Genomic DNA, 15,150 nt, shown 5'->3' on the forward strand with positions numbered 1-15,150 from the left:
TCGCTCGTGACCCCTGTCGACCTGCTGCTGCTCGCGGTCGCGGGGTTCTTCGCCGGGCTCGTCGGGTTCGTCACCGGCCTCGCGTCCATCGTGTCGTACCCGGCACTGCTCGCCGTGGGGCTGCCACCCGTCGCCGCCAACGTCACCAACACCGTCGCGATGGTGGGGGTCGGTGTGGGGGCGCTGGCCAACTCGACCCGTGAGGTCGTCGACACCGGACCACGGCTGTGGCGGTGGACTGCGTACTCGGCGCTCGGCGGCCTCGTCGGCGCCGTCGTGCTGCTGTGGGCGCCGGCCGGATCGTTCGAGGCCGTGGTGCCCTACATGGTGGCGTTCGCGGCTCTCGCGCTGCTGCTCCAGCCGCGGATCCGTGCCCTGGCCGGCGGCCGGGATCTGCCGGGATCGTACTCGGCGTTGCTGTTCGTCGTCGCCGTGTACGGGGGCTACTTCGGGGCCGGGGCGGGCGTCGTCTTCCTCGCCGTGACCCTGATCTGCACCTCCGAGCACATCTGGCGTGCCACCATCCTCAAGAGCTTCCTGCTCGGGGTGGCCAACCTCGTCGCGGCGATCGGGTTCGCCGCATTCGGCCCGGTGCACTGGGGCGCGGCCGCGGCGATGGCGCTGGGGGCCGTCGCAGGCGGGTGGTGCGGACCGCCCGTGGTCCGGCGGATCCCGCCCGACGTGCTGCGGGTGTCGGTCGCACTCGCCGGCTTAGGGCTGGCGGTGTGGCTGGCCGTCCGATGAGTCCGCCGCGCCCGTGCACACCGCCGGGTCGGTGACGCTCCCGGGTCGGGGACGCTCCCGGGTCGTTGACACCGCCGGGTCAGTGGACCCCCTGCATCTTCCGCCGGATCCAGGGCGAGAGCAGCGCCAGCACGACGCCGATCGCGATCGAGCCGAAACCGACCCACGCGAAGTACGGCTTCTCGTTCGCCTCGTCGTAGTACTTCGCGAGCGTGCCGGCCATCGCCGTGCCGAGCGCCACGGACAGGAAGAACAGCGCCACCATCTGGGTGTGGAAGTTGCGCGGGGCGAGCTTCGTCGCGAGGGACAACCCGACAGGGGAGAGCAGCAGCTCGGCGAACGTGAACAGCAGCAGGATGCCGGCGAGACCGAGCACGGGAGCGCTGTTGGGGCCGCCGCCGGACATCGGGATGAAGCACAGGAACGCGACGCCCATGAGCATCGTGCCCATCGCGAACTTCGCCGGCGACGACGGCTGCCGGGGCCCGAGCCGGGTCCACAGCGCGGCGAACACACCGGCGAACACGATGATGAACACGGGGTTGATCGACTGCACCCATGCCGGCGGGAAGTCCCAGCCGAACAGGTTGCGGTCGAGGCGTTTGTCCGCGTAGACCGCGACGGTGGTGAACTGCTGCTGGAACAGCGACCAGAAGGCCGCGCTGGCCAGGAACATCGGGATGAAGCTGACCACGCGGCTGCGTTCGACCGGGGTGATCTGGCGGCTGGACAGGATCACGACGAAGTACACGACGGACGCCGCGACGATCGTGCCGACCACGACATCGGACAGGTTGTCGACGGTGACCAGTCCGGTCGCGAACAACACCGCGATCAGGGCGAGCACGACGAGGGCGATGCCGGCGGCGCGGACCCGCTGGGTGGCGGGCAGCGGGTGCGGGGGCGTGGCGCCGATCCCGCGCAGGTGCTTGCGGCCGAGGGTGTACTGGAGCAGTCCGAGCGCCATCCCGATCGCGGCCAGCCCGAAACCGTAGTGGAAGCCCAGCTCGGTCTGGGCCCAGCCGGTGAGCAGCGGGCCGATCAGCGCTCCGATGTTGATACCCATGTAGAAGATGGAGAACCCGGCGTCGCGACGGGTGTCCTGCTCGTCGTACAGATCGCCGACGAGCGACGTCGCATTCGCTTTGAGGCCGCCGCTGCCGACCGCGACCAACACCAGGCCGACGGCCACGCCGGCCAGTCCGGGTAGCAGCGCCAGGGAGATGTGGCCGAGCATGATGAGGATCGCGCTGTAGAACAGTGTGCGCTCGGAACCGAGCAGCCGGTCCGCGATCCAGGCGCCGAGGATCGTCGACAGGTAGACCGTGCCGCCGTACGCGCCGACGATCGACGTGGCAGCCAGCTCGCTGATCCCCAGTCCGCCGTCGGCGGCGGAGTAGTACAGGTAGTAGATCAGGATGCCCTGCATGCCGTAGAAGGAGAATCGCTCCCACATCTCGACACCGAACAGGTTGGCCAGGGCGAACGGCTGGCCGAAGAAGGTTCGTTCCCGGGTCCGTTCGGGAGGCGGCGCGGTCTCGCTCATGGTTGTCACTCTCGCACAGCGCCGGCCTTCCGGATGCCGTCCGCCCCGCACTCCGTCCGATATGCGCAGTACGGCCACTGCAGGGCGGAACGGTCAGGCGGCGTCGACGCGCCGGCGCAGCCAGAGGCCGGCCAGCAGGCGCCAGCCGAGCAGGAACACCGCGAGCACGATCGATGCGACGACGATGAACGACCCGGCGGTGCCCTGGCCGGTGACGACGCGCAGCAGCATCCCGACGACCACGGTGCACAGCCAGGCGAGCACGCCGGTCGGGACGACCAGCCACGGGTCGAACTTCTCCTTGTAGAGAGCCGCCGTCGCGATCCATCCCGCGGTCAGGCCGGCCAGGAACGGCCATGCCGTGTTGGCGAGTCCCGCCAGGCCGCCCCCCTCGTCGTGGCTCGCGCGTCCGAGCGCGGCGAACACGATGACCAGGACGACGTCGATCAGGGCCGGTGCGTACTTCTTCACGACGTCCAGCGTAGGTCGACGACGACAGCGAGCGCCCTCCGGGACGGGAGAGCGCTCGCTGTGCGGGGCGGGGATCAGGCCTGCAGACCGGCCTCGATCTCGAGGTTGATGGTGATCTTGTCGCCGACGACGGCACCGCCGCCCTCGAGCGGCATGTCGATGGAGATGCCGAAGTCCTTGCGGTTGAGGACGGTGGTGGCCTCGAAGCCCGCGACCGGACCCTGGCCCATCCCGGGATTCACGCCGTTGAACTCGAGCTTCAGTTCGACTGGCTTGGTGACGCCGTGGAGGGTGAACTCGCCGTCGACCACGTAGTCGCTTCCGGCGGTGCGCACGCCGGTGGACCGGAAGGTCGCGGTGGGGAACTGCTCGGCGTCGAAGAAGTCGGCGGAGCGGATGTGGGCGTCGCGGTCGGCGTTCCTGGTGTCGATGGACGCGACCTGGATCTCGGCGGCGACGGCGGCGGTGCCGTCCTCGGCGACGGTCACGGCGCCCGAGAAGTCGCCGAAGGTGCCGCGCACCTTGCTGACGACGAGGTGCCGGACGGTGAAGCCCACCGTGGAGTGGACCGAGTCGATGACCCAGGTGCCGGCGGTGAGTCCGGGGAAGGTGGCGGTCGTGGCGGTGGTCATGGGGCTCCTCCTGGTCGAGTTTTAGTTGAAGTTTCAACCTTCGATGCAGTCAACGATCGCATCGAATGATTGATTCCGCAACTACTTGAGGTGTGAGGTGGATCTCACTCGTCACTCCGGCGCGGGGGTGCCCTCGCTCGCGGCCCGGCCACGACGTCGTTCGAGCACCGAACGGGCGTGTTCCTCGCGTTCGAGATCGGCGTCGATGCTCTCCTCGTGCCGGCCCGACCGGAACTTGAAAGCCACCACCGTCCACCCCACCAGCGCGACCAGGATGAAGCTGACCCCTCGGTACACGAACACCGCTGCGAGGGCCTGCGAGGCGCTCATCCCGGCCGCGGTGAGCGTGGCGATCAACGTGCCGTCGACGAAACCCAGCCCGCCGGGCGCCAGCGGAATGCTCCCCACCGCTTTGGCGGCCGCGAAGGCGATCAGCAGTCCCGGCAGCGACGGCTCCCCACCCACCGCCCAGCACGCGAACCCCAGACACGCGACGTCGAAGGTCCGGTGCACGGCCGACCAGCCGATCGTGGCGAGCCCGTCGCGCCGACCCAAATGCACCGCCTCGATCTGCCCGAGGATCTGCTCGAACTTCTCCATCCCGGTGTCGGCCGGCTTGCGCAGCAGGCGGTTGACGCGCGCAAGAACCCACGCCCCGGCCGACTCGACGGACGACGGATTGCGGGACACGTACCGGACCCCGACGATCAGCGCGATCACCCCGGCGACCGACAGGACCAGCGTCACCGGGCTCACCCGCGTGCCGACCGCGAACGCGCCGCCCACGCCGACCGCCGCGAGCGTCACCGCCGCGATCACTCCTGAGACCGCCAGCTGCCACGACGCCACCACCGGCGTCGCACCCCAGCGCCGGGTCTGCTGGTAGGTGAATGCGGTGGAGAACACCGGACCGGCCGGCAACGTCACCGCCATCGCGGTGCTCGCATAGATCACCGACGCCGAGCGCACGTGCCCGACGACGACCTCCCCGGCTCGCAGCAGCCGGCGCTGCACCTCCGCGAAGCCGCTCAGCGACAGGGCCTGCGCGAGGATGCAGGCGGCCAGCCAGCCCCAGTGCAGTTCGGTCAGGGCGCGCCAGGAGTCGGCCAGCGTCGGCCACAGGTAGATGCCCTCGACCACCAGCAGTGCGACCAGGGCCACGGCGAGCAGCCACTTCACCCGTCCGAAGCGACCCCGGCGCCGCGTGGCGTCGGGTGCTGGCGGATCACGTCGGGGCTGCGCCACAGGATTCAGCGTAGCCAAGCGGCCCGGCGGGCGGATCGTCCTTTTCGTCGCCGGTCGTCCCGGCCGCCCGTCACTCGTGGCCCGATTCCGGGTACCGCACCGGCCAGGCCAGATGCGTCACCCGGCGGCGGCCCCGGAGTTGCACCTCGTCGCCGAGCTCCCAGTGGGCCCGTTCCTCGTCGTCGGCGAAGTACAACGCGCTCGACGAGGCGAGCACCCGGCTCGGCCGCAGCTTCGCCAGTTCGGTCAGGCGCGACGCCTCGTTCACCGGATCGCCGATGACGGTGTACTCGAACCGCTCGGCCGCGCCGATGTTGCCGGCCACCGCCAGCCCGGCCGAGACCCCGATGCCGATGTCGAGGTCGGTGATCTCGTCCAGCGCGAATCGCAGTTCCCGGGCCGCCGCGAGCGCGGCGGTGGGTGCGTCGGGCCGGTCCAGCGGAGCGCCGAAGATCGCCAGCGCCGCGTCGCCCATGAACTTGTTGACGAAGCCGTGGTGCCGGTCCACGACGTCCACCACCACCCGGAAGAACTCGTTGAGCAGCTCGACGACCTCGCCCGGCGGACGTTCGGCCGCCGTCGCCGTCGATCCGACCATGTCCACGAACAGCACCGCGACGTAGCGGGTCTCCCCGCCGAGCTCGGTGCCGTACTGCAGGGCGCGGCGGGCCACGTCCTCGCCGACGTGCTGACCGAACAGCTGGCGCAGCCGCCGCCGCTCGTCGGACTCGGCCATCATCCGGTTGAAGCCGACCTGCAGGCGTCCGATCTCGCTGCCGTCGAACACCTCGACCTGCACGTCCGTCGCGCCGCGCTGGACTCGCTCGATGGCCCAGCGCAGCTGCTTGACCGGATCGGAGATCTGGGCCGCGGTGAGCGACGACAGCACCCCCGCCAGACCGATCGCCATCACCGACAGCGCCAGCACCGCCCAGGCCATCGCGTCCGCCGGGAACTCGACGTCGGTGGTCAGCTGCGTGACGCACAGCAGTGCGATGCCGCCGGCCGGCATCAGCGTGCCGAGCCCCCAGGTCATGGCGAGGCGCGTACCGACACCCGGCGCGAGGGTCCGGTCGAACTCCCCCTCGCTCAGGGCCCGCGCTGCCACCGGCCGCAGGATCCGCTCGCCCAGCATGTACGTGAATCCGAACGTGCTGGTGGCGGCCATCGCGACGGTGATCGCCACCGCGACCGCCAGCTCCGGCATCTCCTCCGCGGTGAGGAACACGAACAGCGCACCGCCGAGGATCCACAGGATCAGGTGCACGATCGCCTGCCGCAGCGGCGCGTGCAGCGCGGACATCTGCTCGGACCGGGTCGGGGGGCCGCCGCGCAGCTGCCACCGCACCACCGCCCGCAGCATCAGGGCGGCCGCCGTCAGGCTCACGATCCCGGCGAACACCAGATACACCGCGAACACCGCGAAGTTGCGGACCCGGTCCGCGATGATGTTCTCGTTCTCGGACAGCGGGATGCCGTACCGGACGAACGCGAACACCAGCAGCGCGCCGAACAGGTTCGACGCGCCCATCGAGGCCATGTAGAGCGGCCAGCGACTACGCAACGTCGCCGCGACGGCTCGATAGGACCCCAACACGACATCAAATCAAACCACTGTGCCCACCGTCACAGTGCACCATGGTCGTGATGCGGGCGTTTCGGGCGGTTACCCTCGGCGCGACGACCGACCGGGAAGGGGACCGTCCGCATGGTCCGGCGCAGAGCCGACGACAGGCCGCCGCGTCGCGTCGCCGTGCCCGCCCGGGACCGGATCGGCGCCGACCCCGACGCGCCGCTGTGGCGGGCCGCGCAGGTGTTCCGGCTCGTCACCGTCGTCTACGCCGTCAGCTCCCAGTTCTCCACCGTCGCCCACTACACCTCCCCGCAGCTCAGCTGGTTTTTCGTCGCGCTGCTGGCGGTGTGGTCCGGGGTGTCGGCGGTGCTGCTGTCGCAGGGGGTCGGCCGGCGCGCCGTGGTGGTCGGGATCGACCAGGTCGTCGCGGTCGCGCTCATGGGCGCGACGCGGCTCGTCGCCGACCACGACTGGTACAGCGCCCACCAGACGCTGCCCACCACCCTCTGGGTCGCCAACGCGGTGCTCTCGGCCGCGATCCTCGGTGGTCCCGTCGCCGGCGTGGCGTCCGCACTGGTGATGGCGTCGGTCAGCGCGGTCGTCCGCGACCAGATCAACCTCGACCTGTGGCGGGACGCGACTGCCCCCGTCCTCGTCGCGGTCGGCGTCGCGATGGGATTCGCCACCACCACCGCCCGGCGCGCCCACCGGCAGCTCGAACAGGCCGTGCGAGTGGCGGCCGCCACCGAGGAACGCGACCGGCTCGCCCGCGAGGTGCACGACGGGGTGCTGCAGGTGCTGGCCCTGGTGCGGCGCCGCGGCACAGCTCTCGGCGGGGAGGCCGCCGAACTCGCCCGGCTCGCCGGGGAACAGGAGGCCGCCCTCCGGATGCTCGTCTCGGAACAGAGCACCCGCCTCGACCGCGGCGACGAACTGGTGGACCTGCGTGCGTTGCTGCGCGCCCAGGCCGGTGCCGGCGTCACCGTCTCCGCGCCCGCCGATCCGGTCCTGCTCGACCGCGTCCGCGCCGCGGAACTGGCGGCCGTCGCCACCACGGCGCTGACCAACACCACGCTGCATGCGGGTGCCGGCGCGAAGGCCTACGTGCTGGTCGAGGACCTCGGCGACGAGGTGATCCTCAGTGTCCGCGACGACGGGAAGGGCATCGCGGAGGGGCGGCTCGCCGAGGCCCGCGCCGAGGGCCGGATGGGTGTGTCGAAGTCGATCGTCGGCCGCGCGCAGTGGCTCGGTGGCGTCGCGGTGCTCGACAGCGCGCCCGGCGAGGGCACCGAATGGGAGATCCGCGTTCCGAAGAGGGGAGCACGAGGTGGGTGAGGACAGCGCGACGAGCGGCCCGATCACGGTGATGGTCGTCGACGACCATCCGATGTGGCGCGACGGCGTCTCGCGGGACCTCGAGGCGGCCGGCTTCCGGGTCGTCGCCACCGCCGACGGCGTCGGTGCGGCCGCGCGCCGGGCCGCGGCGGTGCAGCCGACCGTCGTACTGATGGACATGTCGCTGCCCGACGGCACCGGCACCGAGGCCACCGTCGCCGTGCTCGGGGCCGCCCCGGCCAGTCGCGTGCTCGTGCTGTCCGCGTCCTCCGAGCGTGACGACGTCCTCGGGGCCGTGAAGGCCGGTGCCTCCGGGTATCTGGTCAAGAGCGCGTCGGCCGCCGAGCTGGCCGAGGCCGTGCGGGCGACCGCTGCCGGGCAGGCGGTGTTCACACCCGGACTGGCCGGTCTGGTCCTCGGCGAGTACCGGCGCATGTCCTCCGGCGAGTACCGCCGCATGTCCTCGGACTCCGGCCGGCGAGCCGCCCCGCCCACCCTCACCGAACGCGAGACCGAGGTGCTGCGGCTCGTCGCGAAGGGACTGTCGGCCAAGCAGATCGCCGCCCGGCTCACCCTCAGCCACCGCACGGTGGAGAACCACGTCCAGGCCACGCTGCGCAAGCTGCAGCTGGCCAACCGCGTCGAGCTCACCCGGTACGCGATCGAACAAGGACTGGACTAGCTCACCGGACGCCGCCGATCCTCTAGAATTCGACCGCTTCCGCAGTCCGGTTGCGGCAGTGGCGTGCTCGATCGAAAGGCTGGGCGATCGAAAGGTGGAGCGCCGATGACCATCGCTGGCGTGGCGCTCGGCGTACTGGGAGGCTTCGCCGTCAGCGTCGACGGACGACCCGTCGACCTCGGTGGCAGCCGGCAGCGCGCCCTGCTCGCCGCGCTCGTCGTCGCGTTCCCGGGCGACGTGTCGGGCGAGCGGCTGCTCGAGCAGGTCTGGCACGACGTCGACGACCCGAAGACGAGCTCACTGCACTTCGCCGTCTCCAAGCTGCGCGACCGGCTCAGCCCGCAGCGACCACGTGGGGACGAGGGGGTGATCGTCCGGGAGGGCTCGCGGTACCGGCTCGCCGTCGCCGCCGAGCAGATCGATGCCGTCCGGTTCACCGACCTCGTCGCACGGGGCGACCGGCTGCGCGAGCAAGGTGCCGCTCAGGCCGCGGCCGAGGCGTACGCGACCGCCCTGTCGTGCTGGCGAGGGTCGCCCTACGCCGACGTCGCCGACGCCGAGTTCGTCCGCTCCGAGGTCGCCCGGCTGACGGCCGTCGAGTTGCGCACCCGCAAGGCCCTGCTGCAGATCCGGCTGGACCTGGGCGGCGCCGATGACGTCGTCGAGACCGCCGAGCGGCTCGTCGCCGCGCATCCGCTCGACGAACGGGCCTGGGAACTCCTCGTCGTCGCCCTCTACCGGGCGGGCCGGCAGGCGGACGCGCTGGCGGCGCTGCGCCGCGTGCGCACCGTGCTCGACGGTGAACTCGGCATCGAACCGGGGACCGGACTGCGCGAACTCGAAACGGCGGTGCTGCGGCAGGACGACGCCCGGCTGCTCGGCACGGTGATCCCGCCGTCGGCCGCTGCCCCGCGGAACACGAACTCCACTCTGCCGTCCCCACGCACTGCACTCGTCGCCCGCAACCGTGAACTCGCGGAGGTCGCCGCGGCGCTGGCCCGGGAACCGTTGGTCACGCTCGTCGGCCCCGGTGGGGTCGGCAAGACACGGCTGGCGGTGGAGGTGTGCCGCCAGGGCGGTGAACGTCCCACCGACGGACCGTGGTTCGTGGACCTGGGGGCGGTGGGCACCGATGCGCTGGTCGCCGCGACCGTCGCGGCAGCCCTGCAGATCCTCGGCCCCGGGACCGTCGACCATCTGGCGACGGTCCTCGCGCCCCGCGAGTTCGTCCTCGTGCTGGACAACTGTGAGCACCTGCTCGACGGGGTCGTGGAGCTGGTGACGGCGCTGCTCGAGCGCTGCCCGGGCGTGCGGATCCTGGCGACGAGCCGGGAGCCGCTCGGCATCGACGGCGAGTGGGTCTACGAGGTGCCGCCGCTGGACGAGGACGCGGCCGTCGAACTGTTCGGCGTCCGCGCCGCCGGGGTGGTGCCGGGCTGGACGATCCACGACGAGGTGACCGAACCCGTGCGCCGCATCTGCACCGAGCTCGACGGAATCCCGCTGGGGATCGAGCTGGCGGCGGCACAACTGCGGGTGCTGTCCGAGCAGCAGATCGCCGAGGGGCTGAGCGACCGGTTCGCGTTGCTGCAGGGCGGCTCCCGCACCGCTCCGCCCCGGCAACGCGGACTCGCCGACGCGATCGAGTGGAGCTACCGGCTCCTCGACGACGAGCAGGCGCGGCTGCTGCGCGAGGTGGCGGTGTTCGCGGGCAGCTTCGATCTCGAGGGCGCTGCCGCCGTGCACGGCAGTGCGCCGCCGCTGAGCGTCCTGCCGCCGCTGACCGCACTCGTGCGACGGTCGCTGTTGCGGGTGGAACCGGCGTCGTCGCCGCGGCGGTACTCGATGCTGCAGACGATCCGGGAGTTCGCCCTGGAACGTGTGGACGCGTCCGAACGGGACCGGATCGCCGTCGTGCACCGCCGGTTCGTGCTGCAACGAGCCCTCGCGGCGACGCCCCACCTGCGCGGTTCCCGGGCACGGCAGACGTTCGACGCGCTGACCGCGGACATCGCCGAGCACCGCGCCGCGGCGGCGTCCGCCGCAGCTGCCGGCGATGCCGTCTACCTGCTCGAGCTCGCCGGAGCGCTCTACTGGTTCTGGTACCGGCGCGGGCACATCGGGGAGGGCCTCGGAGTCATCTCGGCGGGGCTCGGAGCGGTGGAGCGGTCCGCCACCGTCGTCCCGGATGCGACGCTGTCGTCGGCGCTGACCGGTCTGGGTGGACTCACCTACCTGGCGGGCGACCCGGCCGCCGCGGCGGCGGCGCTGCACCGGTCCGCCGAGACCGCGGCGCGCACCGGCGATGCCGTCACCGAGGCATGGATGCGCTCCTGGTGGGCCTACTGTTCCGCGATCACGGGACCGTCCGAGGAGTCCCTGCACGCAGCGCACGAGAGTGCCGACGTCCTGCGCCGGGAAGGCGCCGTGTGGCAGCGCGCCGACGCGCTGCTCATCGAGGGGATGATCCTGCGCTTCCTCGGCCGTCCCGAGCGGGCCCGGCAGGTGTTGCGGGAGGCCGTGGAGACGGGCGAGCGCTGCGGCCACGGCTGGGCGGTCGGCTCGGCGTCGTGGACCCTCATGCGCACAGCGATGGACGTGGGGGATACGGATGCGGCGCTCGACGCGGTCCGGGTGATGCAGCCGGTGCTCGAAGCCGAGGGCGACGTGACGTCGTGGCTGGTACTCGTCCACAGCGCCGCGGCCCTGGTGGCCCGGCTCGGCACACCCGACGTCGGCGCGATGCTGCTCGGCGCGGTCCGTGCCCTCGGTGGCCACATCGGCTTCCTGCCCGAGGTGATGGATCCCGTCGACGGCCCGCGTGAGGTGGCGGTCGTCCGCGATGCGCTCGGCGACGCGGAGTTCGAACGGTACGTCGGTCTCGGCGCCGGCCTGGACCGCGCGGAGGTGAGCGCACTGCTCGACCGGCTGTGCCGGACGGGGCACGTCGGTGCCCAGCCGGAGCTAAGCGGCAGCTAAGCCCCGTTCGCTGTCCTGGAGGGGACCCCGAGTCGTCCCCTCCGAGGAGCATCATGTCCCACCAGTCGTTCCAGACCCTGGCCGCCACGTCCGTCGCCGACCGCCTCCGCGCCGCCGTCGCCGGCGCGGTACACGCCCCCGGGGACGAGGGCTACCGCCTGTCCGCCACCGGCTTCAACGTCGCCACCGTGCACCGCAGCGCTGCGGTGGTGGTCGCCTCGAGCGCTGCCGACGTCGCCACCACCGTCCGGATCGCCGCCGAGTGCGGACTGACCGTCGCGGTGCAGGCCACCGGCCACGGCGCCGCCCCCGCCCCGGAGAACAGCATCCTGGTCGACACCGCCCTCCTCGACGGGGTGAGTATCAACCGCGCCGAACGCACCGCCACCGTCGAGGCCGGGGTCCGCTGGCGGCAGGTGCTCGATGCCGCCGCCCCGCACGGGCTGGCACCGCTGGCCGGGTCGTCACCCGACGTCGGTGTGGTGGGGTACACCCTCGGCGGTGGTCTCGGACCGATCGCCCGCACCCATGGCTTCGCCGCCGACCGGGTGCTGCGGATGGAGGTCGTCACCGCCGACGGACAGCTGCGGCGGGTCACCCCCGACGAGGAACCCGACCTGTTCTGGGCGCTCCTCGGCGGCGGCGCGGCGTTCGGGATCGTCACCCAGATGACCTTCGAGCTGCTCCCCATCCAGACCCTCGACGGCGGCGGCCTCTTCTACGACATCGCCGACGCACCGGCCGTGCTGCGCCGCTGGCGGGACTGGATCTCCGCCGCGCCGATGTCCGTGTCCAGCTCGTTGGCGATCGTCAACTTCCCGCCCCTGCCCGTACTGCCCGAGCCGCTGCGCGGCCGCACCGCCGTGCATGTGCGGTACGCGCACGTCGACGACCACGAGGACGGGACAGCACTGCTCGCACCGATGCGGGCGGCGGCCACCCCGATCCTCGACACCGTCGCCGAGATCGTGTACCCGGCGCTGGGCTCGATCCACGCAGACCCCACCGATCCGATGCCCGCCACGGAACGTTCCCTGTTGTTGCGGGAACTCCCGGACGCCGCCCTCGACGCTCTGCTCGCCGTCGCGGGTCCTGCAGGGGCGCTGCCGATCATGCTCGCCGAGCTCCGCGCGATGGGTGGAGCCCTGAGCGCGCCGCCGGAGACCGCCAACGCGGTCGGGGGCCGCGACGCCGCGTTCAACCTCTTCACGGTCGGAGTGCTGGCGCCGGCCGTCGCCGACGCGGTGCCCGGTGCCCTCGAGGCCGTCGTCGAGGCACTCGCGCCGTGGGGCACCGGGGGTGCGTTGACGAACTTCGCCGGCGCAGCGGACGGTGTCCCCGCCGCCCGCGTGGCGAGCGCGTGGACCCCGGCCCAGCGCGCGCGGCTCGCCCGGATCCGCGCGGCCTACGACCCCGCCGGGGTCTTCGCGTCCGCGGCGCGCTGGCCCGCATCGGCGATCTGAACCGACAGTGACGATTCCTCGACTCCACGATCGTCCGGCACTCGCGGCAGCGCTCACCCTGATGACCCCGGGTGCGGCAACGCCTACCCTGTCGATCATGGAGTCGAGGGATCTGCGTGTCTCGGACGCCGAGCGCGAACACGTCGGAACGTTGCTGCAACGTGCGGTCGGGCAGGGGATGCTGTCGCTGGGGGAGTTCACCGAACGCATGGACACCGCGCTGGCCGCGAAGACCCGCGGAGAACTGAACGCCGTGCTCGTCGACCTGCCGGGCGTGCAGGTGCGGCCCGAATACCTGCCGCACCCCGCCCAGCCCGGTCCCGTCCCGGCGCCACCCGTGCCCGGTCCGGGGCATTCCGCCCCACCGATGCCCGGCCCGGTGTATCCCGCGCCGCCCCCGCACATGCAGGTACCCACCATCCGTGGCCGGATGTCCACCCTCAGCCGCAAGGGCCGGTGGGAGGTGCCACCGGTGCTGCGGCTCGACACTGTGCTGTCTTCGGTGACCCTCGACTTCACCGAGGCCGTCATGCGCACCCAGGTCGTGCGAATCCAGGTCGACGACTATCTCAGCTCCCTCACCCTGATCGTCCCCGCCGAGGCCACGGCCGACATCAACGGTCTCGACACGGTCGCCGCGAGTGCCCAGTCGAAGGTGCGCAACGGGCCCCCGTTCGGTCCGCTGCATCTGATCGTCGACGGGACCGTCCGCCTCGGTTCCGTCAACGTCAAACACCCGCTGGGGACGACCCTGCGCAAACTGCTGGGCTGAGCAGCAGCATCCGGGGAGAGACCTGGGATCGGCTTCCGGTCATCGCGCGCATCGCGGGGCGAATCGCCGTTGCGACCGTTCGGCAGCGGGCAGCGGGTCCTGGTTGCCGCTCTGCACCCGACGTTCGGCAAGGACATCGGACAGCGAGGGGTGCGGTGAGTCCTGGTCGGGGCCGGTCGCCGAGTCGATGAGGGAGCGGCCCCGCCTCCACGGCATGAAGACGGCGAACACGATCGCGGTGGCGACGACGCTGGCGACCATGAGCAGCGCCGAGTACTTCCAGCCCTGCATCGCGGCGTCCTGCATCACGTAGACGAGGCTGTTCGGATCGTCCGGGTCGGTGATCATGGGTGGCAGGTCCGTGCGTGCCAAGACGGCGAGGACCGAGACGGGCGAGTTGGTGACGAGGTCGCGTTCACGGTCGGAGACGAGGCTGCCCACCAAGGGACCGTACGAGTCGAGCTTCTCGGAGACGATCTCGTGGTATTTGCCGAACAGCACCGAGCCGAGCACCGCAATACCGAGCGCCCCACCGACCTCGCGGGTGGTGTCGTTGACTGCGGAGCCGGCTCCGGCCTCCGACGGCGGGACAGACGACATGATCGAGTCGGTCACCGGTCCGGTGACGGTGCCCAGACCCAGGCCCATGAAGGATCATCGAGCCGAACGGAATCTCCCAGTACGTCGTAGCCACCGTAGCCTGGCCGGCCCAGTAGAGACCGGTGGCGAGGATCACCATCCCGGCCACGACGACTCCGGCATGGCCGTACCGATAGCCCAGCCAGGTGGCGACCGGGGCACTGACGCCGACCGACAGAGCGAACGGCAGCGAGTGGATACCGAACGTGAGGGGGTCCATCAGCAGGACGGCCTGGAAGTACTGGCTGACGATGAACAGGAAGCCGAACATCGCGAAATATGCCACCGCGAGTGCGAGGGCGGGGAACGCGAAGCGGGGGATCCGGAACAGACGCACGTCGAGCACGGGGTAGGTGGCGCGCAGCTCCCACCACGTGAAGACGGCGAGCAGGCCGAGTGCAGTGGCGATGCCGCCGAGAGTCAGTGGTGAGAGCCACCCGTGTCGAGGCGCTTCGATGAAGCTCCACACCAGCAGGAACACGCCGGCAATCGAGATCACGATCCCGGGCAGGTCGATCGGTCCGGTTGTGTCCGAACCCGATTCACGTACGAAGACGAGCGTCGCGGCAGCGACCACCAGGGCGATGGGGACGTTCGTCCAGAACGCCGAGTGCCATGAGAAGTGGTTCAGCAACCAACCGCCGACGACGGGGCCGATGGCGACGGCGAACCCGGACATCGCGGTCCACGTCGCAATGCCCAGTGCGCGTGCCCGCCGAGTGCGGAATTCCGTGGTGATGATGGCGAGGGTGGCCGGGAAGACCGCTGCGGCAGCGATTCCCATACCGGCACGCGCGATCAGCACCTGCGTGACCGACTCCGCGACGGCCCCGACGAACGACATCACCGCGATGCCGGCGAGACCGCCGAGCAGGATGCGGCGGCGTCCGAACCTGTCGCCGAGGTAGCCGAACATGAGCAGGAATCCGGCGAAGGGCAGCGTGTAGGAATCGACGACCCACTGCAGCCCCCGGAAGCTCGTGTCGAGTTCGTTGGCCAGCGTCGGTAGTGCGACGACGACGACGGTGTTGTCGAGCAGGACCAGCAACACGGCGAGACAAGAGGTTGC

General features: G+C 71.3%; 13 protein-coding genes. 6 read left to right on the forward strand and 7 right to left on the reverse strand.

The window, feature by feature from the left end; genetic code table 11:
- Positions 1–6: 6 nt before the first annotated feature.
- The gene (locus QYS60_RS00770) at positions 7–744 is read left to right on the forward strand and encodes a sulfite exporter TauE/SafE family protein (protein ID WP_371382147.1); all 738 of its coding nucleotides are present in this window, start codon (positions 7–9) and stop codon (positions 742–744) included.
- 79 nt (positions 745–823) lie between these two features.
- On the opposite strand, the gene QYS60_RS00775 is transcribed toward QYS60_RS00770, so the two are convergent.
- The 5 genes from QYS60_RS00775 to QYS60_RS00795 all read right to left on the reverse strand — a co-directional run bounded on the left by QYS60_RS00775 (position 824) and on the right by QYS60_RS00795 (position 6,178).
- Positions 824–2,290 (reverse strand): peptide MFS transporter, encoded by a 1,467-nt coding sequence (locus QYS60_RS00775; protein WP_289378658.1) that lies wholly within the window; start codon positions 2,288–2,290, stop codon positions 824–826.
- A 93-nt stretch (positions 2,291–2,383) separates the two neighbouring features.
- Positions 2,384–2,761, reverse strand: coding sequence for a DUF3054 domain-containing protein (locus QYS60_RS00780; protein ID WP_289378659.1), 378 nt, complete (start codon positions 2,759–2,761; stop codon positions 2,384–2,386).
- 74 nt (positions 2,762–2,835) lie between these two features.
- On the reverse strand, positions 2,836–3,393 hold the full coding sequence (locus tag QYS60_RS00785) for a YceI family protein (protein WP_289378661.1): 558 nt from the start codon (positions 3,391–3,393) through the stop codon (positions 2,836–2,838).
- A 111-nt stretch (positions 3,394–3,504) separates the two neighbouring features.
- Positions 3,505–4,638 (reverse strand): YbhN family protein, encoded by a 1,134-nt coding sequence (locus tag QYS60_RS00790; RefSeq protein WP_289378663.1) that lies wholly within the window; start codon positions 4,636–4,638, stop codon positions 3,505–3,507.
- 70 nt (positions 4,639–4,708) lie between these two features.
- Entirely contained in the window at positions 4,709–6,178 is a 1,470-nt protein-coding gene (locus QYS60_RS00795) for an adenylate/guanylate cyclase domain-containing protein (protein ID WP_289378679.1), read from the reverse strand.
- Positions 6,179–6,346: 168 nt separating this feature from the next.
- Between QYS60_RS00795 and macS the strand changes: the two genes are divergently transcribed.
- The 5 genes from macS (at position 6,347) to QYS60_RS00820 (ending at position 13,442) form a co-directional block, all read left to right on the forward strand.
- A complete protein-coding gene (gene macS, locus QYS60_RS00800) occupies positions 6,347–7,546 on the forward strand; it encodes a MacS family sensor histidine kinase (protein WP_289378664.1) in 1,200 nt (399 codons plus the stop codon).
- Between the two features lie 31 nt (positions 7,547–7,577).
- The gene (locus QYS60_RS00805; RefSeq protein ID WP_371382186.1) at positions 7,578–8,228 is read left to right on the forward strand and encodes a LuxR C-terminal-related transcriptional regulator; all 651 of its coding nucleotides are present in this window, start codon (positions 7,578–7,580) and stop codon (positions 8,226–8,228) included.
- A gap of 105 nt (positions 8,229–8,333) precedes the next feature.
- Positions 8,334–11,207 (forward strand): BTAD domain-containing putative transcriptional regulator, encoded by a 2,874-nt coding sequence (locus QYS60_RS00810; protein ID WP_289378667.1) that lies wholly within the window; start codon positions 8,334–8,336, stop codon positions 11,205–11,207.
- 53 nt (positions 11,208–11,260) lie between these two features.
- The gene (locus QYS60_RS00815) at positions 11,261–12,670 is read left to right on the forward strand and encodes an FAD-binding oxidoreductase (protein ID WP_371382148.1); all 1,410 of its coding nucleotides are present in this window, start codon (positions 11,261–11,263) and stop codon (positions 12,668–12,670) included.
- Between the two features lie 97 nt (positions 12,671–12,767).
- Positions 12,768–13,442, forward strand: coding sequence for a DUF1707 domain-containing protein (locus QYS60_RS00820; protein ID WP_371382149.1), 675 nt, complete (start codon positions 12,768–12,770; stop codon positions 13,440–13,442).
- Between the two features lie 39 nt (positions 13,443–13,481).
- On the opposite strand, the gene QYS60_RS00825 is transcribed toward QYS60_RS00820, so the two are convergent.
- Positions 13,482–13,883 carry a hypothetical protein gene (locus QYS60_RS00825; RefSeq protein WP_371382150.1) on the reverse strand — a complete coding sequence of 134 codons (402 nt, stop codon included), beginning with the start codon at positions 13,881–13,883 and terminating at the stop codon, positions 13,482–13,484.
- Positions 13,858–15,132 (reverse strand): MFS transporter, encoded by a 1,275-nt coding sequence (locus QYS60_RS00830; RefSeq protein WP_371382151.1) that lies wholly within the window; start codon positions 15,130–15,132, stop codon positions 13,858–13,860. The genes QYS60_RS00825 and QYS60_RS00830 overlap by 26 nt, the downstream gene beginning before the upstream one ends.
- Positions 15,133–15,150: the final 18 nt, after the last annotated feature.

It is taken from the genome of Rhodococcus sp. GXMU-t2271 (genome assembly GCF_041414735.1).
GTDB lineage: Bacteria > Actinomycetota > Actinomycetes > Mycobacteriales > Mycobacteriaceae > Rhodococcus > Rhodococcus indonesiensis.

Bases quoted from the DNA above. Each gene is read 5' to 3' on its own strand.
- QYS60_RS00775 (WP_289378658.1), bottom strand. From the start codon at position 2,290: ATGAGCGAGACCGCGCCGCCTCCCGAACGGACCCGGGAACGAACCTTC.
- QYS60_RS00785 (WP_289378661.1), bottom strand. From the start codon at position 3,393: ATGACCACCGCCACGACCGCCACCTTCCCCGGACTCACCGCCGGCACC.
- QYS60_RS00795 (WP_289378679.1), bottom strand. From the start codon at position 6,178: ATGGCCTCGATGGGCGCGTCGAACCTGTTCGGCGCGCTGCTGGTGTTC.
- macS (WP_289378664.1), top strand. From the start codon at position 6,347: ATGGTCCGGCGCAGAGCCGACGACAGGCCGCCGCGTCGCGTCGCCGTG.
- QYS60_RS00805 (WP_371382186.1), top strand. From the start codon at position 7,578: ATGGTCGTCGACGACCATCCGATGTGGCGCGACGGCGTCTCGCGGGAC.
- QYS60_RS00810 (WP_289378667.1), top strand. From the start codon at position 8,334: ATGACCATCGCTGGCGTGGCGCTCGGCGTACTGGGAGGCTTCGCCGTC.
- QYS60_RS00815 (WP_371382148.1), top strand. From the start codon at position 11,261: ATGTCCCACCAGTCGTTCCAGACCCTGGCCGCCACGTCCGTCGCCGAC.
- QYS60_RS00820 (WP_371382149.1), top strand. From the start codon at position 12,768: ATGGAGTCGAGGGATCTGCGTGTCTCGGACGCCGAGCGCGAACACGTC.